Below are 17,679 nucleotides of genomic sequence, written 5' to 3'. Positions count from 1 at the left end.
TTGATAAACCCTGGTGGTGGTGAACGTCGATGCTTTGACCGTTTGGTTTGACATCACGTGAAGCCCACTCGCCACTCATTCGACTGGCCCCTTTTCTTTTCAGGCTCTTCCGATGAACACTCTCAACGACCTTTCTCTGTCTGTGATTGCGGACTATTTGCATCGCTGCGGGCACCATCATCCCGACAGCGTTCGTGACCAATCTCACTATTTCGTGGGACTCGCCAAACAGCGTTTGCGAGTCGACTCGGGTGACACCGAAGAATCACACGATGCGACTGAGGCCAACGATCCGCGGCTTCCCCGGGTGACGTTGGAAGCGGCGATGGATGAGTTGTTCTTTCAACCAAGTGAAAACGAAGTGGAAGTCAGCCAACGTCGCCGAGTGATCCCGCGATCGGGAGCTCGGACGCTGCGTCACAACGAGACGCCACCGTTGATCGGTCCATTGCGACCGCAGTGGTGGATGCAGATGGCATCGCGTCATATTCAGCAACCGGTCCTTGCGATGTTTGGGTTGGTTGATGGAAAAGGCAATTCGCCACAACCTGAGGCAATGACCGATGGTCAGTAAGAGCACCAAGCGAACACGCTGGTTGATCGCAGTGATCACATTGGTGATCGCGATGGCTGGCACGTCCGTTTATGTGGTCTCGATGTCGGCGAATGGTCGCGGGTGGTTGGAATGGTTGAGCGTTCCATTGTTCGCCCTGCTGTTTGGATGGATCGCATTCTCGTTCGTTGTCGCGACGTTGGGCTTCGTCCGTTTGCTTCGTCGACGACCGACCACAGAAGGAACGGAATCATCCACCGGCGATGAACCGCCGACAGCGGTGTTGGTACCGGTCTACAACGAATCCCCCATGGACGTTTTCGCGAGAGTGGAAGCGATGGTCCGTAGCTTGGGGCCGGATCAGCGATTCGATTTCTTTGTTCTCAGCGACACGAATGATTCCGAGGTCTGGCTCGCGGAAGAGCTGGCTTGGTCTCAACTGATGGATCGCTTGGAAGAGCAAATTTCGACATCGTGCAACGTCTACTACCGCCATCGCCGCGAAAATGTGGCTCGCAAAGCGGGGAATATTGCGGATTTCTGTCGACGTTGGTCGGACCCGTATCCTTTCATGATTGTCTTGGATGCCGACAGTCTGCTCGAACCCGACACGATGATCGAGATGGTGCGGCGGATGCGAGCCGATGATCGACTTGGAATCTTGCAAGTTCCACCGACGCCGATCGGGCGACAGTCGTGGTTCGCGCGCATGCAACAGTTTGCTGCCGCGGCTTACGGTCCCGTGTTCTGCGAGGGCTTCGACGCTTGGGCGGCGGAACAAGGAAACTACTGGGGGCACAATGCAATCATTCGCGTCGAAGCGTTTTGCGATTGCTGCGATCTGCCGGTGTTGCCTGGACAAGCTCCTTTGGGCGGAGAGATCCTGTCGCACGATTTCGTTGAAGCGTCGTTGTTGGTCCGTCGAGGCTGGAAGGTCCGCTTGGCCAACGACCTTGGCGGAAGTTACGAGGAGTGCCCCACAACACTGACGGACTATGCGCAACGCGATCAGCGTTGGTGCCAAGGCAACTTGCAGCACAGTCGATTGCTGCTCAGTGAAGGCTTTCATCCGGTCAGTCGTCTGCACTTTTTCAGTGGTGTTTTGGCCTATGCCAGTTCACCGCTATGGATCTTGTTCACGTGTTTGTGCGTTGCCAGTTGGGCACTCGAAAACCGAGGAGCCACCGAGCTGGAACTGTTGGACGCCATTTCGCCAACCGCGATGCAGCTGGGATTGTTCATCACCGCAATGGCAATGCTGCTGATCCCAAAGTTTTATGGCTACTTCAACGTGGTCGTTCGCGGGCAAGCGTCGCGGTTTGGCGGCGCAATCGCGATGCTGGTTAGCGTTTTGTTGGAGATCGTTTTATCGATCTTGCTCTCGCCGATCATGGCCATCATGCACACTCGATTTGTTGTTTCGACGCTGCGTGGTCGCAAGGTCAAATGGTCGTCGCAACAACGTGGTGAACATGGTGTCCCGATGTTGCAGGCCATTCGGGACTACGGCAGTTTGACTGTTCTGGGGTTGGTGATCACAGCAGCCGTGTTCACGTTCGCTCGATCATGGGCGGTGTGGTTCCTGCCAATCACTGCAGGTTTGATCTTGGCCGTACCGCTCGCGATGGCGATGGCGAGTCGTGGCATCGGCAACGCGATGGCGAAGTTGCGATTGCTGCTGATTCCTCAAGAAACATGCGTTCCCGAGGTCTATGAGCTCTACGAACAAGCCATGTTGAACTCGCAGCAGAAATGGTCTGTTTTGCCAAAGTCTTCAATGCTGGAGCAATTGATCGACAGTCCGACTTACTTCCACACCCATCACGGTGTGTTGCGGGCCAGTCATGCGGAACATCCGATGACGGATAGCGAACGGAACCAGGTTCGAGATGCCAGTCAGCGTTTGCAGATGGGCAAAGAGGAATCGCGTGGCGTTGATGTGTCCAAGATTCCGATGGAACTGCGACGTGCCCTGCTGAGTGACATTGACCTGCTGCGAGAGCTGCACGTTCAAGCACACTCGTGTCCGAAACGTCTGGCCGCGGCGGCCGGCTGAATTCGCAGTTGTGTAGGACGGATTGGCTGGTTCAATCACCAGCCAGCTCCCACATCAACGCGTGATGACGTAGGCCAAAGCGGCTACCAAAACCACCAGCAACAGGATCAACGAAACCGTCGCGGCGATTCGTTTTCGAGACCGTTTGCGTTTGCTGGATTCGAGCGGGCCGCCTCGGTTAAGAATTGCGACTTTGTCACGATCGGCGGGAGCGTCGACCAGTCTGCTATCGACCAGGTGCGCGTTGCCGGGTGTCGCCAGGATGGGTTTGGGCCCCGGTTGAGCGGCACTCGTTGGGCCTTTGTGATTCAACTGACGCAAAATCTCGCCGGCTGATTTCCAATCCGGCCAACCATCTCGCCACAGCATTGCCGAATCGGCGATGCGGCCTTCGGTGATCCATTGTTTCATCGTCGGACCATCGGCGGGACCGTATTGGCCGCCGCTCGGAGGACGGACATACCAAACCGCGGTTGAATCACCCAGGATCTCTTCGGGAGTGGTCGGCTCGGCTGAGGCTGGAGCGGCCGGCTTCTTCTCAGGCGTGGGTTTTGTTTTTTTCTCGACCTTGGGACGTTCAATCGTCGTTGGTCCGCCGGCTGCGGTCGCCGCGTAGGTACTGGCTGACGATTCGGAGTCAGAGTCCGCTACATCGCCACTGGGGGTCTGGTCCGACGAATCGAGCACGTCGTTCTGATCTTGCTCGTCAGGAACATCCGCCGGGTGGCTGGCCGATGATTCTTCTTCGATGGCGATCGACTGCGGGCGGTCCTCCGTCGGTATGCGAAAGCGTACCGAGCACGCTGGGCAAACACCCTGGCGTCCGGCGAGTTCGTTCTTGATGTTCAGTCGCTTCCCACACGCATGGCAAGCAAAACGAACGCCCATAACACCGTGGTCCGAATCGAGAAGAGAAGAGAGTAGGCGAGATCAATCGATCTCAACCGCACCACTATAATTGAAACCTGATTGCTCGTGCGAACGACCGCTCAACGGAATTTGGGCTGAGTCTTCCCGCTAGAAAGTGGGGGCCTGCTGTGGCAAGTCCGTCACGACGGCGTAGGTCTTTTTGCCGTTCCGACCGATCCACAACGCCAGGGGAGTCTCACCGCATTCACGAAGCTTTTTTCCCAGTTTGGCGGGGTCGATGTCGACCCCGCGAACCTTGATGATCTCCGGATAAGACTTCGCTTTCCGAAAGTACCTTCGCAACGCCCGATCGTCACAGGACATTCGATCGCGAATTTTCGCGATCGTGGCGAGTTCGTGGATGGATGCTTGGCAGGGCAGGTTTTCAAAGTCCGTTGCATTCCAGTCGGCCGTCAGAAATCCAGACGGTCCGCCCAGCGTCTTCGCTTGATGACGACGTGCGAAATGGTCCGTCAGGCCTGCCGCGCGGATGGCTCCATCCGGATCAATCATCCAGCTTTCAACCGAAGATGTGGACGGTGCGGATTCAGTCCCGTCATCCGAACCAGAAGCGAAACGGTGGGCGGAGTCATGCTTTAGAACCACCGCGGATCGTCCACCAATCTGCCAGTTGGTTTCATCGGTTGAAATTTCGGGCGGCGTTGGAAGTGTGCCCCAGATCGCGGTTTGTTCGCGAACGCTACCGCCGGATGAGATCCACATCAGATGACAAGACAGCGCAACAGATGAATCGAGTGTCGTCGCGGGAGCCATCTTCACCAAACCGCCTTCTACCAGACCAAGCAATTGCTCAGTGCGTTCCCAGCTTGGCAGCCAAGCATCAGGCTGGGTGTGTCGTTGATTGTCGGCTCGACGATCGGGATCGATGTGAATCCACTTCGAGCCATCGACAACCTCAGCTGGTTCCGACTCCATCACATCCATCCGACGCAAATTCGCGGCGACATCGGCGGTGACCAAATTCGCGGCGGTGAACGATAGTACCGATTGGTTTGCGTCGATCCCGGTTGCCGGTCCCCGACGAGCCAAAGCGATCAGGTCACCTCCAATGCCACAGCAAATGTCCGTTACCGGTTGATCGCCGAACCAAGTCGCTTTGAGTTCTGCGACTCGCAGCGTGGTGGATTGTTGGATCGCTCGCCGAGTCACCCACCATGATTCACCTTCCCGTTTGGGAGGACCGAGTGTGGCGACCGCTCGAGTTTGCAAACCCGCGATGTCTTTCAGGATCGCCTTCGTTCCACTCGAAAGCGTCTGCATCACCGGCGAGTGCACTCGTCCAGCGATGCAATCTCGCATCGCTTCCCGCAGGTCGTTCGTGACTTCCAATTCAACCGACGATGAGGTCACGATGCAACTCCGGTTAGCAATTGTCGTAGCGTGGCTGCTGCGTCATCGAGCGACACCGCCCGACAAAGTTGATTAGTCAGGTCGAGCTGTCGTTGGCAAATTGGAACCGGTGAATGTCGAGGTGGAAGCGTCGCGGTCAGATGTGCAGCCAGTGTTTGCATCAGTTTGCCGACACCGGGATCGTCGTCCACACTCGCGATGGTTTGGTGCAGGTTCTTGTCGGCAATCAACTTGGTGTCGTCGCTCAGCAGGTCTGCTTTATTGAGCACTTCCACAACATTGGTTGATTTGGAGACCGGCAAGGATTGTCGGAAGTCTTGCAAATCCATCAGCGTTGAAGGCTGGCACACAACCAACAGCAGGTCGGCCGACTCGACCGCAACGGAGGCGCGGCGAATCCCTTCTCGTTCGATCGCCGCACTCGACTCGGTCAAGTGACTTGTTTTGCGAATGCCAGCGGTATCGCTCATTCGGACCGGAACCCCGGCGATCACGGTGTCGCATTGCAAGACGTCGCGAGTCGTACCGGCGGAGTCGTGGGTGATGCTGCGTCGGAAGCCGACGATTTGATTCATCAAGCTGCTTTTGCCCACGTTCGGTGGCCCCGCCAATACCAATCGACGAGGTTCGCTCAAGCGGACTCCACGCTCGCCGTTTGTCGCAATCGTTTGGGCTTCGCTGCAAAGTTCATCGAGCAACGATTCATTTTTTTCTGGCAACTCGCCCGACGATGAAGCTTCATCAATACGTTGAAGCCATCGCTCACACCACTGGACCAATTGCCCTCGAGTTTGATCGAGCGCGACGGCAGCTTGTTGGCTGGTCACACAGCGTTGCAGGACTTGTTCCGCTTCGGATAGCAGAATCGATGCGGATCGTTGCCAAGTCGATGACTCAACCGATTGAACTCCGCGATCGGTGAGCGAAGCGAGAATTGCATTGACCGCGGCTTCCCCGCCGTGCCCGTGAATCTCGAAGCTGCCATCGGCCATCGGAGACAAGACGATCGACTCGCCGGGACCGTCGGGACGGCTCTTCCAGGTACCGTAACGAACTTGTCCCGCTGAAAAGTTCAGATTTGATTTCGATGCGGGAACGAAACAATCACGCACGCACTGGATTGCGAGCGGGCCGCGAAGACCAATCACCGCAACGGCGGACAGCCCCACGCCCGTCAGTCGAGTTGCGGTCGTTTCATCGATGGAAGTCATGATTGCGAGCGAGATGAAATGGTCAATTTGAGATGCGAAGCGACCACTCTCGCACTACGTGCTCAATAGCGATCAGATCGGTCAACTCAGAAACGATCAGGCGAACGCCGAATCGTTGCAGTACCGAACGTTCGGCATCGGACCATTGACCCGCCGCGATGTAAAGGCGATGGTCGGCTTGAGGCGTTCGGGAGTGGAGCCACTGAGTCAGTTCGTGGATCCCGTTTTGATCGCCGGCCCACAAGATGACTTCGGGAGTGATTGGTTGCGAGGACCGAAGATTGCGTTTGTGAATCGGAACGTCGCCGAGCGAGGAAAGCGTTTCAGGGTGGAAGTCGGTGCTCCACATCACCCGCGCGGCATCGAACCAGCGTTCGGTCTCGGGGCCGGTCACCCAAAGCTTGGTCTTCACGGCATTCATCCGTCCAGCTTTCGCAGCAATCGAGCACGGCTGATTCCCAAGCGACGAGCCGCTTCGGCTTTGTTGCCTTGCGACGCTTCCATGGCTTGGTCGATCAATTTGCGTTCGTACTTCTGAACGGCTTCGTCCAGTGATTCGATCCGGAAGTTGTTTTCAATTTTTTCGGGTTCCTGTTCCGATTCAGTTCGGGGACCGACTCGATAGGAACGAATGACCAAGGGCAGATGATCACGTCCGATTCGATCTCCCACGACGCGACCGAGTGCGGAGACCATCGCTTCGGCGAGTTCATCAAAATCATTCGGCCAGGGATACAGTGTCAACGCGTCCATCGCGTCGCGACCCAAACGGGGCATGTCAGAGTCGGACATGCGTTTTTGCGGTTGGCCCGATCGATGTGCCTCTCGAAGCAACGCCAACGCCAACGTTGGGATGTCTTCTCGGCGGTCCTTCAAACGAGGAACCGTGATCGGCATCGCACGCATCAAGTTCATGAGTGGCTTGGCGATGCCCGTGACCGCTTGCGGCATATGAGTCAGCTCGGCGATTTGTGCATCCAGAGGATCATTGGGTTCGCCGCGATGCAAATGGTTGTCGACGACACTCGCAGGATCGAGCATACCGATCAGCCGAAGGTGGTCGCCGAACACTTCCACCCACTGGCTCAATTTCAACTGCGCATCGTCGGGCATCTCGTCGAGACGTTCGATCAGCAGCGTCGCGTTGCTGCGATGGGAATCGTGTTGATTGATCGATTGGATGGCCGGGGCCGCGTAAGCTTCCAAGAGCTCGGCATCCATCAAGGCTCCATCGACAACCGTGAGTGATTCGCCAGGTGCGGATGTGTCGTGAAGTCGCAACGCCAGTTCGCGGCTGCTGGAATGGGTCGGCGTGAACAGGCCCAGGTGACATCGCATCGAGGTTGCAGCGGTGACGCGTCGACGCAGCAAAACCGCGGCGTCAGATTCTCCGGCCAGCAAAATGTCCGCGGTGCGAGCGTTGGAGGTTTGATGCTTCGCAATCAATTCGCGAAGCAATGATTCCTGGCGAAGTCCGCCTTCACCCAGCCAATCGGAAAGCGGCACCTCGCTGTCGCGAAGAAACTCGCCAACGCAGCCGATCGTGTAGCCGCTGTTGCCGAGCGATACCCAATGCGCGACCGCGGTCAACGCTTCGTCGCTCAGGTTGCTTTCGCCGAGACCTTTGGAATCGCCGAGATGCTTTGAAAGAGTGATCTGTCGGGTTTGATGGCCGCGAAAACGGATCGATGGATCGGGACGCAGCGCGTCGACCCATTGCTCGGAAACTGTCTGGACCGTCTGTGACTCGTCCGTCTCGGTGGATTTCCCCAGCCATTCCGCCATCGCGGGCGAAAGGTGAATCAGATCACCGACAGCGTCGATGATCCACACGCGTGCGGTGGATGCATCGAGCTGTTTGATGAGCGATCTGGGGCGTGACGGTCGACTAGAACGTGTCAAGAATGAAGTGGTGCCCTTTGTGGAACCGGCGATTGCTGGGGTAGTAGTTGTGCCAGCTTTTATTGTAAACGGGAATTCTCATTTCCGTTGGGTAGCGATGATACAAGCTGTCGCTGCTCTTGTAATAATCTTGGCCCCAGAAGTTTTGGGGGTAATAAACATAGGGATAGTGGTACATCCGGTTCCAATCCGTGTTGGCGGCGGATGATCCCCAGCTTTGGCCATAGGCACGTTGGCCCTGGTAGCCCATTTGACCCATTGCGTTGGGAAGGGTTCCACCGGCTCCCATTGCCACGGGGGCACCGTAGCCCTGAGCGGCGGCGTGATGAGAATCGCAGGCAAAGCCCACAATGAAGACGACCGCTGCTGCGGCCAAGATGGTAGCTCGTTGGTACATTCCGACATTCCCCCCCGGGTATGAATCGCGTTAGGCGATGGATCTTTTTGATCGCGTGGTTTTCCCGCGTGGCGTGGTCCACACTGGTTTCATCGGAGTTATCGGCACAACCCATCGATCAGGATGAGTCGTTTCGTTTCCGATTATTAGTCCAAGTGCTAGAATTTCGTTTGGGGGCGGTTTGAACACCGTCCGATCTGAAACGTAGACTCTGATGCATCGGCGACAGAAAAGTCACCGATATCCCGCAAGTCCCCCACCCACCTTTTGTGAATTCATGACCACTCTGAAAACTCGTGTCCTCGTTGGCGTGTTGGTGCTCGGAACCCTGATGGCCGGTCCAATCGCGTCCGCCTGCCCGTTCTGCAGTGCCGTGTCTCAAACGCTGCGGCAAGAGATGGAGGTGATGGACGCGGTGGTGGTCGCAACGGCGCTACAGAGCGATCTGACCCGCAACGCGGACACCGGGCAGATCAAAATGCGAATCGAAACCGTGCTGAAAGGCGGCGAACTTGTCGAAGCCGGTCAGGAGGTCACCGCGGTCTACTTTGGCGACGTGGCCAAGGGACGTCGTTTTATGCTCAGCGGAGTCGATCCTCGCGATATGCAGTGGTCTTGTTTGCCGCTGACACCCAAGAGCGAAAAGTACCTGGAAAAAATCACCCAGTTGGCTGACAAGGAGCCCTCGGAGCGTTTGCTATTCTACTACGAGTACCTGCAAGACGAAGATTCAATGCTCTCGCGGGATGCGTACGACGAATTCGCTTCCACACCTTACGATGAAATCAAAAAGATCGAATCGGCCTTGGATCACGACACCTTGGTCACTTGGATTCAAGATCCCAAGATGTCCCCCGATCGCAAACGGATGTATCTGACGTTGCTGGGCATCTGTGGCGATCAAGAAGACCTGCCGATGCTGGAATCAATGCTCAAAAGCACTCAGAAGAGCAGCCGTTCAGGACTCGATGCTCTGATCGCTTGCTATTTGACTTTCGCGGGAGAGCAAGGTTTGCCCGTGATCGACGAATTGTTCCTTGAAAACAGAAAAGCTTCCTACGCCGATACTTACGCTGCGATCATGGCGGTCCGGTTTCACGGCAGTGAGGGGGGCGTGATTGCTCGCAGTGCTTTGGTTCAATCGCTGCACCACATTCTTGACCGGCCTGACCTGGCTGACTTGGTGATTCCCGATTTGGCTCGCTGGAAAGATTGGAGCCAGATTGATCGCATCAAACAATTGTTCTTGGCCGCAGACGCAGAGAATAATTGGGTGAGAGTGCCCGCGGTCAATTACCTGCGAGCCTGCCCAAAACCGGAAGCCGCCGAAGCGATCAAAGAGCTCGAGAAAGTCGATCCCGATAGCGTCCGCCGTGCCAACACATTCTTCGCGGTTCCCAAACCGTCCGCGGAAGTGAAAGCCGTCAAACAGTAGGCGGATCGCTGCGGATCAGGCAGCACGCCGACGATCGGTTGCGGTGTGCTGGCTTTGGACGGAGTCGCCGGCCTCGGTCAGCGGGCGAATCGGGATCGTCATCGCCACCGCGTCGGATTCAGCAACAGCCTGCAGACGTCCTTCCTCGAGGAAGCGAAGCGTCATTTCGATGGCGAGTGGGTGTTGAACCAATCGCTGATGCGAAGTCGGAATCACGGTGTGATCGGCTTGCCCGTCCAGATGGGTCGCACTCTGAGAAACGATCCAATCTTTCTGCGCCGCGATCACGCCCACGTCAATTCGATGAGGGCGTGGCAGCTGGTTGACCAGGCTGCTCTCGTTTTCGGACAGTTCCGCAAGTTGTGGAAAACGGTTCGCAAACGGGCCAAGTGGCAATCTCGTCAGCCAGGAGCCGCGGTTGGGCGGTGCCATCATCAGCAACCGACCGCAACGCTTTTTCGCGATCGTTTCCATCCGGGATTGAGCAATGGCAGCTCTCGTGATGATGCCACCCATGCTGTGCGTGACGAAGTGAATTCGTTCAATGTCCGGTCGGCCGAGGGCCTGCTGAATCACCGCGGTGAGACGACTGGCATGCGACAAAATCGAACCGCGCAAGCTGGGGTAATCCCACACCAAGGTTTCATAGCCGGCGGAGGTCAGTGAATCCGCGATTGGATCCAGGCTTTTTCCGTTGGAAAGAAAACCGTGAGTCGCGATCACCAAGTCGTGGGTGACGTGATCGTGCGAGTCTGAAATTTTGAGCAAGTGGCGGTTCATAAGCCTGTTATCGGCCACCACCAAGCCAAATTTCGCTCAAAATTCAGCGTGTGCGATCCTGGGAAGGATGGGCGGTGTCGGCTGTTTTCGTCGCCTTCGATTGCTTTGGTTTCGGCTCGTCGTCGATCAAAATTCGAACGGCAGGGGATTCCAAATCGTCGTACTGGCCGCCTCGAATGCACATGATGCAGGCGATTGTTCCACCCGCACCCAGCAGGAGGGCCAACGGCAGAGCGATGAACAGAACACTCATGATTGTTTTTCGCGAAAAATGGGCCATGCCAGCGTGAGTGCTAGCACGGTGACCGAACTGATCGGCATCAAGATCGCCGCGACGAGGGGACTGATTCGTCCCGACATCGCCAAAGCGACCGCCACCAAATTGTAGCTGAGTGAGGCGGCGAACGCCGTTCGTATTAGAGCCTGTGTCCGCCGTGCTGCACCAATCAGATCCGAAATGGATGTCATGCTGTCCGAGGCGATGTAAATCGGTGCGGCTTGCAGACTGACCTCGGCACCACCGCGAACCGCGATTCCTACATCGGCCGCCGCCAGGGCAGCAGCATCGTTGGCGCCGTCGCCCACCATGATCGTCGAACCACTTGAGTGGTGGCGAACGTGTTGCAATTTGTCCTCCGGCGACAAACCTCCGAGTGCCTGCGCGGCATCCAGATTCAATTGCTCGGCAACATGAGCCACAATCTTCGGGTGGTCACCGGATAGGATGCCAACTCGCCAACCTCGTCGTTTCAGCGATTCAACGAATTGATCGACATTGGGTTTGAGTGGGTCGCTGATGGCGAGCACGCATGATGCGATGCCGTCAATTGCAATGATGCTGGGACTGGCAGATTGATTGGTGCAGTGCTCGCATGCGGCGAGAATCGATTCCGTGAGAACAACATGGTTGTCTTGCATAAAGGACAGACTGCCAACCAGAACCGCGTGCCCATCGCTGTTGCCAGAAACGCCACCGACGTGGACTTGACCGAGTTGTGCGTTTGTCGGAACGGTCAGATCACGTCGGCTGGCTTCCCTTTGAATCGCGATCGCGATTGGATGTTCGCAGTGTCGTTCGATTGCTGCAGCATGAGCGATCGCGGATGCATCTCCCTCGACGTAGGTGGCTCGTGGTTTGCCTTCGGTCAGAGTGCCAGTTTTGTCGAACCAAATGGTTCCCACGGAAGCCAATGTCTGCAGCGAAGAACCATCGCGAATCAATATCTTCCGCTTTGCCGCTCGTCCCAGTGCGACCGCGATTGCCAGCGGTGTGGCCAAGGCCAACGCACACGGGCAGGCAACGATCAACAATGATGTCGCGTGAGAAGCCGCGATGCCAAATCCATCGCCCAGCCAGGCAAAGAACGTTGCGATCGCCAGCAGAGTGACAATGACGACGAAGTAGCCACCGATTGAATCGGCGAGTTGCACGATCGGAGTTTTCTGGGCCGCCGCCTCTTCCACCGATTGCATGACCTGCCCAATGCGACTTTCGCGTCCGACCGATGTCACGCGAATGTCCAATGGACTCTGAAGGTTCACCGTTCCAGCGGAAACAGAATCGCCTTCCTGTACCGAGACTGGCAAGCTTTCGCCGGTCAGCAATGATTGATCGATCGATGATTGGCCGGCAAGGATCACTCCGTCGACGGGAACACTTTGTCCCGCCATCACTCGCACTGAATCGTCGGAACGCAAATTGTCGACCAACACCAGTTCGGTCTGATCATTTGCCAAGATTTGCTGTGTGTGACGAGGTGTGATTCGAAGCAGCAGATCGACCGCTTTGGCGGCACGATGCTGTTGATGAAATTGAATCCAACGTCCAATTAGCAGCAAGAAAACCAGCACCGCCAGTGAATCAAAGTAGGATTCGCCCTGCCCCGTGATCGCCGCAATGACGCCCGCGACGGTTCCGACCGTCAAACCCAATGCAACGGGCAAGTCCATGTGCGGTGTTCGGGTTTTGATCGACGCCCAAGCACCTTGAAAGAACGTCCGGCCGGGCAGAAGCACCGCCGCCAATCCCAACCCGGTACCCATCCATCGCAGAAAGGACCAATGTTCGGCTTCGACATCCGATGCTTCGCCGGCATACAAAGCGATGGCAATCCACATCGCGTTGGCGGCACAGAATCCCGCGAAGGCAATCTGGATCAGCAGCCGATGGTTTTCTTGTCGAAAGTGATCTTCACGGTGTTCGGGCAGCGGTGACAACTCGTAGCCGAGCCGGTCAAGCGGTTGAGCGATTCGGCTGAGTGAGATCTTCTTGGGATCGAACACAACTCGCATCGTGTGCTCACTCATCTTTACGCGAGCATCCAGCCAACCTGGTGTTCGAGTGGCAACGTTTTCGATCAGCCACGCACAGGCGGCACAGTGCAGTCCATGCACGGCCAGCTCACATACCATCGTTCCATCGGATTGCTCGATGGGTTGGGATGCACCCAGATAATCGGCTCGGTCAAAGACGGTGTATCGTTCGTGCAGTGAATCCGCGGAAGTGGGTTGGCCGTCGCGGTCGATCGGCTGTCCGCCACCGGCCAATTGGTCCCGCAATCCATAGTAGCTTTCCAGGCCCCAGCCATGAATCAGCTCGTAGGCACCGCGACAACCGTTGCAGCAAAAGACAGTCGTCGGATCCGCATCGCGATGCACCTCGGTTGGTTCACCGCAGTGCACGCAGGGAAGTGACGTTTCTGCCGTCGACGGAGCGTCCGCATTCTTCGACGCATCGAGATTCGATGGCATGATGTCTCATCACTCCTGCGGAGTTTCGCAGGGGATGCCTTCGGCGCAGCAGCACGGAAGTGGCGTCTCGGTCAGTTCGGAAAGTGTTTGCTGCGAGTTGGTGCCATTCAAATCCAAATCCACATCAGCACGAATGTCAGTCAATGAATTCAAGTCGGCAAAGCCTCGGCCCGAGGCGGTGTAGCCACCGGTGATGATCAATGTTGCTGCGGCTGCGGCGGGAATGAATTTGGTGAAGCGGCGAGACAGCGATTGGGTGCCCGCGATGAGTGCGGTAAGTGCGGGGACGGTTCCCAGCCAGAACGCCGCCATCACCAGACCACCATTGAGTGTTTGGCCCGTTCCCGCCGCGACCAACGCAAATAGATACAACCATCCGCAAGGCAGCAACGTTGTCAGCATGCCTATCGCGAGGGCCCGTCCGGCGACGGGCAATTTGAAAATGAGAGGCCGCAGTCGGACGAGCACGCCACCGATTCGAGATGGCGTGACCGGTTTTGCAGTGCTACGACGAACGAAAACGATTTGCCAAAGCTTCCAAATGCCCAGGGCCATCATGATCGTGCCAACCACTCGTGCGGCAGCCAATTGGATTCCGAGCGTTTCGCCACCGATTTCAACCAAGCTGCCAATGGTGCCGGCGATCAATCCAGCCAAAACGTAGGTCGACAATCGGCCGAGGTGATACAGCGTCGTGGACCAAATCACCGTCGACTTTGGTTGTTTCTCACCAGCACCGCTGGCCCAAATCGCCAGCGGTCCGCACATGCCGACGCAGTGCATGCTGCCCAATAGACTGGCCGTGACCACGGCACTGGCTAACATCCACATCTCAATTTTCCAATTCGAGTGTGCGAGAAAGGGTCATCGGTTCCCCCGCTCCATCGACGGTCAATTCGAGTTGCCAGAGTCCTTGCTGTGGCATCGAAGCCATCCCGAGGTAACGGCCTTCGCCCGTGCTTAGCAATTCAACCGCTTCGAACGCACCCGCATCCGCATGGCGATAGACGACCGCGTCGATATGCAAATCGTCCAGCGATTTGCCTTGCTGGTTGTGCAGTTCGACAGAGATCGCTCGTTGCCCTTTTGCGTCTGAGACATCTGAGACGATGACATCGACATTCCACCCCAAGCGTTCAGACGCCAACGACGCCCGATAGGACTCATCCCAATTCAAAGCAGCTTGATGGTAGTCCGGGACCACGGCCAAAGCGGGATCGCCGATCGCAAGTTTGATCGCGGTGCCGAGGATGGTGGCTTGGATGGCGAAGAGCAACAGAACTAAAGAGATGTAGAATCGCTTGGCGCGACGCTCTTCCTTTTGCTGCGTTTCCATGGATGGATTGAGTTCGGTTTGGGATGACATATTAGCGGCGTGGCCCCAGGACCTTCATAGAGATGATGCGTTCGTTGCCGCTTTGATCCTTGACTGTCAGTTCGATCGATTCGTTGCCGTCGCCCATGGTCATGGAGGAAGGGAAATTCAATCGAATCGGCAGCAGTTTCGATTCGGCTGGTTCAAGGTGTTGGGCGTCGGTGTCAATGATCTCGACCTCAACACTCGAGTCGTTTGTTGACAATTCATACGTCTGAGCGATCTCGGTACGATTGACCAAACGCAGATTGAATGCGTTGGAAACTTCCTTGGCACCAAGCAGCGAATAAGGAGCCCCACGTCCGCGAAGAATCCTTGCGTCAAACCCGCTCTTGCTGGAGATCGCCATGGCAAGGCCAGAGAAGACTCCAACTAAAACGATTGGGTAAATGATCGTTCGAGCACGCAGCAATTTCTTCGGTTTGCGAGCGATGGCGTCTTGTGAACTGAAGCGAATCAAACCCTTCGGTTTGCCGACTTTTTCCATCACGTCATCGCACGCGTCGATGCACTGAGTGCAATTGACGCACTCCATTTGCAATCCGTCGCGAATGTCAATTCCGGTTGGGCAGACGACGACGCATTGATGACAATCGACACAATCGCCGGCAGCTTTTCCGCGGACGAGATCCACGCCGCGTTCATCATCGTGCGTTCGTTTTCCTTTGATGCGAGGCTCACCACGTACCGGGTCATAGGCAACGATCTTGGATTGCTCGTCGAGCATGACCGATTGAAAACGTCCGTAAGGGCACGCGATGAGACACAGTTGCTCTCGGAAGAACAGAAAGTCGAATAGCATCAATCCCGTTGTGCCCGCCATGACGAGGAACGCCGACGGATGATCGATCGGTGAACTTCGGACCCACTGAGCCAGTTTCTCGGTGCCCACAAAGTAGGCCAGAAACGTGTGAGCCAAAAACATGCAGAGGACGAGGTAGACGCCAAAGCGAGCAATTTGCCAAACCGGACTGATTCCGCGAGCGGGCTTGCCACCTTTGCCAACCGTGCCATCGAAGAAGCGATCGATGGGGCGGAACAAGAACTCCATGTAGACGGTTTGTGGGCACGCCCAGCCGCACCACGCGCGCCCGGTGATCGCGGTGATCAAGACGATGCTCACGAAGACACTGAGCATGAACAACGCCAGCACCAGCGTGTCGGTGGGATAAAAGGTTTTGCCCAGCACCGTGAATTCACGGGCGGCGATGTCGAGCAAAATCAGAGGTTTTCCTGCAATCCTCAAATGTGGGATAGCAACGAAGACCACCATCAAGATGTAAGCGGTCACACGGCGGCGCTTCCACCATTGGCCCATCGACAACTTTGGCCGAAGCCAACGGCGGCTGCCATCGGCTTCCAGCGTGCTCAGCACGTGCTCGTCTGGTTTGAGCAACGCATCGTTGTTTTCAGACGCACCCGTTCCACCCGATGTCCCATCGCGATCCGCCGCATAGCACACCTTGCAAGGCGAAGGCGAGAACAGAGGCAACGATGTTCGGGTGGACATTGGATTGAATCTTATTCTTCGGGGGTTTCGGGTTCGTCTTCAACAGGTTCAGGCCACGGCGGAATTGTCTTGCCTTCCGGACCTCGATTGCTTTCGATGTTCTGGCCACGCAGTGTCGCGACGTACGCGGAAACCAGCACAATCTCATTGGGATGCAGACGATCCGACCATTTCGGCATCGCTCCGCCACCGGCACCATTGATGATGACCTTGGCGATGTCTTCGATGTTCTTCACGTTCTTGTAGTATTCGTCGGTCAGGTTTGGACCGACCTGCCCTTCGCCTTCGCGACCGTGGCAAGAGATGCAGTTGGCTTTAAAAACAGATTGACCAACACGAACCCAGTTGGGTTTGTTCATGTAGCTGGCCAGTGTCGCTTCGTCGGGATTCAAGTCGCCGATTTCCGCGAATTGCAAACGGGTGTTTTCAGCCAACGCGATCCCGTACTGATCTTCCACCGAACGTCCGGCCGCTCCGCCGTGATAGAACAGGAAATAAAACGGGCTGAAGAGGATCGAAGCAACAAACAACCACTTCCACCAACCTGGCAATGGATTGTCGAATTCCTCGATCCCGTCGTATGCGTGATCGGTCTTTGGAGCGTTGTCGTATTCTGTCACTTGGCTCATGGTCGTGGGTCCTCCACTTCGTCGCTCAGTGGAATCGATGCGAATCGATCAGTTGCATTCTTGGAAAGTCGGAGTGTTCCGTAAGTCATCGTGGCAAAAGCGATGACAAACAGAGCGAGTGCCAATTCGGCAAACGATGAATAATCGAGAGCGCTGACTAGATCTCGGATCATGTCGTTCTCACAGGAAAGTTTTGGAGAGGCTTCGGGAACAATTGACGTTTCGTGGTGGTGCTAGTTCACCACGAAAGCGTCTTGGTTTGGTCCGTCACCATTTTCGGCTTGGGCCGCTTCTTCAACCGCAGGTTCAGCGGATTCTTCCGCGGCCGGTTCTTCCGTCGCGAACAAGTCCACGCCGACGCGTTGCAGGTAGGCAATCAGTGCGACCGCTTGCTTTTCGTAAGCTTTCGCGGGTCCACCCTGCGCGACAATGTCTGCCGCGATGTATTCCGCTTGCTTGTAAGCAACTTCGGCGGTGTTGTTCAGCTCCTCGTCGGTATACTCCGCGCCCAGATAGGCCGCGACTCTGACGTGTGGAGCAATCGCGTCGTAGTTCATGTCCTCGGTTAGGAGATGCCCATAGTCGGGCATCACGCTTCCCGGAGAAACGTTTTCTGGGTTTTCGAAGTGAGTCCAATGCCAGAAACTGCTCTGCTTACCACCTTCACGAGCCAAGTCGGGACCGATGCGGCGGCTGCCCCACTGGAACGGACGGTCGTAGATGAACTCGCCTGGTTTGCTGTACTCGCCATAGCGTTTCGTTTCCGAGACGATTGGACGAATCATTTGCGAGTGGCAGTT

Annotated in this window: 18 protein-coding genes; 3 read left to right on the top strand and 15 right to left on the bottom strand. The window is 56.4% G+C overall.

The annotated features are described in order from the left end of the window. The first annotated feature begins 112 nt into the window (after nucleotides 1-112). Nucleotides 113-574 carry a hypothetical protein gene (locus tag B2R17_RS14775; RefSeq protein ID WP_008662863.1) on the top strand — a complete coding sequence of 154 codons (462 nt, stop codon included), beginning with the start codon at nucleotides 113-115 and terminating at the stop codon, nucleotides 572-574. Then, nucleotides 564-2,609: a glucans biosynthesis glucosyltransferase MdoH gene (gene mdoH, locus B2R17_RS14770; RefSeq protein WP_286764577.1), complete on the top strand. Its 2,046-nt coding sequence runs from the start codon at nucleotides 564-566 to the stop codon at nucleotides 2,607-2,609. Before B2R17_RS14775 ends, mdoH begins: the two co-directional genes overlap by 11 nt. Before the next feature lie 54 nt (nucleotides 2,610-2,663). On the opposite strand, the gene B2R17_RS14765 is transcribed toward mdoH, so the two are convergent. From B2R17_RS14765 to B2R17_RS14740, 6 genes are all read right to left on the bottom strand, one after another. Beyond that, complete coding sequence (locus B2R17_RS14765) at nucleotides 2,664-3,497, bottom strand: DUF4339 domain-containing protein (RefSeq protein ID WP_286764576.1); 834 nt, start codon at nucleotides 3,495-3,497, stop codon at nucleotides 2,664-2,666. A 129-nt stretch (nucleotides 3,498-3,626) separates the two neighbouring features. Next, nucleotides 3,627-4,889 (bottom strand): class I SAM-dependent methyltransferase, encoded by a 1,263-nt coding sequence (locus B2R17_RS14760; protein WP_286764575.1) that lies wholly within the window; start codon nucleotides 4,887-4,889, stop codon nucleotides 3,627-3,629. Beyond that, nucleotides 4,886-6,100 (bottom strand): GTPase, encoded by a 1,215-nt coding sequence (locus tag B2R17_RS14755; RefSeq protein WP_286764574.1) that lies wholly within the window; start codon nucleotides 6,098-6,100, stop codon nucleotides 4,886-4,888. The genes B2R17_RS14760 and B2R17_RS14755 overlap by 4 nt, the downstream gene beginning before the upstream one ends. 22 nt (nucleotides 6,101-6,122) lie before the next feature. Then, entirely contained in the window at nucleotides 6,123-6,521 is a 399-nt protein-coding gene (locus B2R17_RS14750) for a hypothetical protein (protein WP_286764573.1), read from the bottom strand. Continuing rightward, nucleotides 6,518-8,002, bottom strand: a complete 1,485-nt coding sequence (locus B2R17_RS14745; protein WP_286764572.1) for a helix-turn-helix domain-containing protein — start codon at nucleotides 8,000-8,002, stop codon at nucleotides 6,518-6,520. The genes B2R17_RS14750 and B2R17_RS14745 overlap by 4 nt, the downstream gene beginning before the upstream one ends. Then, nucleotides 7,989-8,399 (bottom strand): nuclear calmodulin-binding protein, encoded by a 411-nt coding sequence (locus tag B2R17_RS14740; protein WP_007327709.1) that lies wholly within the window; start codon nucleotides 8,397-8,399, stop codon nucleotides 7,989-7,991. The genes B2R17_RS14745 and B2R17_RS14740 overlap by 14 nt, the downstream gene beginning before the upstream one ends. A 277-nt stretch (nucleotides 8,400-8,676) precedes the next feature. Here B2R17_RS14740 and B2R17_RS14735 point away from each other — a divergent pair, with 277 nt between their 5' ends. Continuing rightward, complete coding sequence (locus B2R17_RS14735) at nucleotides 8,677-9,834, top strand: hypothetical protein (protein ID WP_286764571.1); 1,158 nt, start codon at nucleotides 8,677-8,679, stop codon at nucleotides 9,832-9,834. Between the two features lie 15 nt (nucleotides 9,835-9,849). Here B2R17_RS14735 and B2R17_RS14730 read toward each other — a convergent pair whose 3' ends face one another. The 9 genes from B2R17_RS14730 to B2R17_RS14690 all read right to left on the bottom strand — a co-directional run. Then, complete coding sequence (locus tag B2R17_RS14730; protein ID WP_339887468.1) at nucleotides 9,850-10,614, bottom strand: esterase/lipase family protein; 765 nt, start codon at nucleotides 10,612-10,614, stop codon at nucleotides 9,850-9,852. 43 nt (nucleotides 10,615-10,657) lie between these two features. Then, a complete protein-coding gene (gene ccoS / locus B2R17_RS14725; RefSeq protein ID WP_008656374.1) occupies nucleotides 10,658-10,867 on the bottom strand; it encodes a cbb3-type cytochrome oxidase assembly protein CcoS in 210 nt (69 codons plus the stop codon). After that, nucleotides 10,864-13,365, bottom strand: a complete 2,502-nt coding sequence (locus tag B2R17_RS14720; protein WP_286764569.1) for a heavy metal translocating P-type ATPase metal-binding domain-containing protein — start codon at nucleotides 13,363-13,365, stop codon at nucleotides 10,864-10,866. Before B2R17_RS14720 ends, ccoS begins: the two co-directional genes overlap by 4 nt. Nucleotides 13,366-13,374: 9 nt before the next feature. Next, complete coding sequence (locus B2R17_RS14715) at nucleotides 13,375-14,196, bottom strand: sulfite exporter TauE/SafE family protein (RefSeq protein WP_339887470.1); 822 nt, start codon at nucleotides 14,194-14,196, stop codon at nucleotides 13,375-13,377. 1 nt (nucleotide 14,197) lies between these two features. Further along, on the bottom strand, nucleotides 14,198-14,731 hold the full coding sequence (locus tag B2R17_RS14710) for a FixH family protein (RefSeq protein WP_286764567.1): 534 nt from the start codon (nucleotides 14,729-14,731) through the stop codon (nucleotides 14,198-14,200). Nucleotide 14,732: 1 nt separating this feature from the next. Next, the gene (gene ccoG / locus B2R17_RS14705) at nucleotides 14,733-16,250 is read right to left on the bottom strand and encodes a cytochrome c oxidase accessory protein CcoG (RefSeq protein WP_286764566.1); all 1,518 of its coding nucleotides are present in this window, start codon (nucleotides 16,248-16,250) and stop codon (nucleotides 14,733-14,735) included. Between the two features lie 11 nt (nucleotides 16,251-16,261). Continuing rightward, the gene (locus tag B2R17_RS14700) at nucleotides 16,262-16,879 is read right to left on the bottom strand and encodes a cbb3-type cytochrome c oxidase N-terminal domain-containing protein (RefSeq protein WP_008656367.1); all 618 of its coding nucleotides are present in this window, start codon (nucleotides 16,877-16,879) and stop codon (nucleotides 16,262-16,264) included. Continuing rightward, nucleotides 16,876-17,052, bottom strand: a complete 177-nt coding sequence (locus B2R17_RS14695; RefSeq protein WP_007333282.1) for a hypothetical protein — start codon at nucleotides 17,050-17,052, stop codon at nucleotides 16,876-16,878. Before B2R17_RS14695 ends, B2R17_RS14700 begins: the two co-directional genes overlap by 4 nt. Before the next feature lie 60 nt (nucleotides 17,053-17,112). Then, nucleotides 17,113-17,679, bottom strand: a 567-nt coding sequence (locus tag B2R17_RS14690) for a cbb3-type cytochrome c oxidase subunit II (RefSeq protein ID WP_286764565.1), incomplete at its 5' end; no start/stop codon positions are given.

This window comes from Rhodopirellula sp. UBA1907 (assembly GCF_002337565.1).
Classification (GTDB): Bacteria; Planctomycetota; Planctomycetia; order Pirellulales; family Pirellulaceae; genus Rhodopirellula; species Rhodopirellula europaea.
The sequence above is the reverse complement of the archived record's forward strand: the minus strand, read 5'-3'. Positions and strand labels throughout refer to the sequence as shown.

What these genes read in the sequence shown, in the direction of transcription:
- mdoH (WP_286764577.1), top strand. Translation starts at nt 564, where the DNA reads ATGGTCAGTAAGAGCACCAAGCGAACACGCTGGTTGATCGCAGTGATC.
- ccoS (WP_008656374.1), bottom strand. Translation starts at nt 10,867, where the DNA reads ATGAGTGTTCTGTTCATCGCTCTGCCGTTGGCCCTCCTGCTGGGTGCG.
- B2R17_RS14775 (WP_008662863.1), top strand. Translation starts at nt 113, where the DNA reads ATGAACACTCTCAACGACCTTTCTCTGTCTGTGATTGCGGACTATTTG.
- B2R17_RS14710 (WP_286764567.1), bottom strand. Translation starts at nt 14,731, where the DNA reads ATGTCATCCCAAACCGAACTCAATCCATCCATGGAAACGCAGCAAAAG.
- B2R17_RS14755 (WP_286764574.1), bottom strand. Translation starts at nt 6,100, where the DNA reads ATGACTTCCATCGATGAAACGACCGCAACTCGACTGACGGGCGTGGGG.
- B2R17_RS14740 (WP_007327709.1), bottom strand. Translation starts at nt 8,399, where the DNA reads ATGTACCAACGAGCTACCATCTTGGCCGCAGCAGCGGTCGTCTTCATT.
- B2R17_RS14750 (WP_286764573.1), bottom strand. Translation starts at nt 6,521, where the DNA reads ATGAATGCCGTGAAGACCAAGCTTTGGGTGACCGGCCCCGAGACCGAA.
- B2R17_RS14700 (WP_008656367.1), bottom strand. Translation starts at nt 16,879, where the DNA reads ATGAGCCAAGTGACAGAATACGACAACGCTCCAAAGACCGATCACGCA.
- B2R17_RS14695 (WP_007333282.1), bottom strand. Translation starts at nt 17,052, where the DNA reads ATGATCCGAGATCTAGTCAGCGCTCTCGATTATTCATCGTTTGCCGAA.
- ccoG (WP_286764566.1), bottom strand. Translation starts at nt 16,250, where the DNA reads ATGTCCACCCGAACATCGTTGCCTCTGTTCTCGCCTTCGCCTTGCAAG.
- B2R17_RS14720 (WP_286764569.1), bottom strand. Translation starts at nt 13,365, where the DNA reads ATGCCATCGAATCTCGATGCGTCGAAGAATGCGGACGCTCCGTCGACG.
- B2R17_RS14715 (WP_339887470.1), bottom strand. Translation starts at nt 14,196, where the DNA reads ATGTGGATGTTAGCCAGTGCCGTGGTCACGGCCAGTCTATTGGGCAGC.
- B2R17_RS14735 (WP_286764571.1), top strand. Translation starts at nt 8,677, where the DNA reads ATGACCACTCTGAAAACTCGTGTCCTCGTTGGCGTGTTGGTGCTCGGA.
- B2R17_RS14730 (WP_339887468.1), bottom strand. Translation starts at nt 10,614, where the DNA reads ATGAACCGCCACTTGCTCAAAATTTCAGACTCGCACGATCACGTCACC.
- B2R17_RS14765 (WP_286764576.1), bottom strand. Translation starts at nt 3,497, where the DNA reads ATGGGCGTTCGTTTTGCTTGCCATGCGTGTGGGAAGCGACTGAACATC.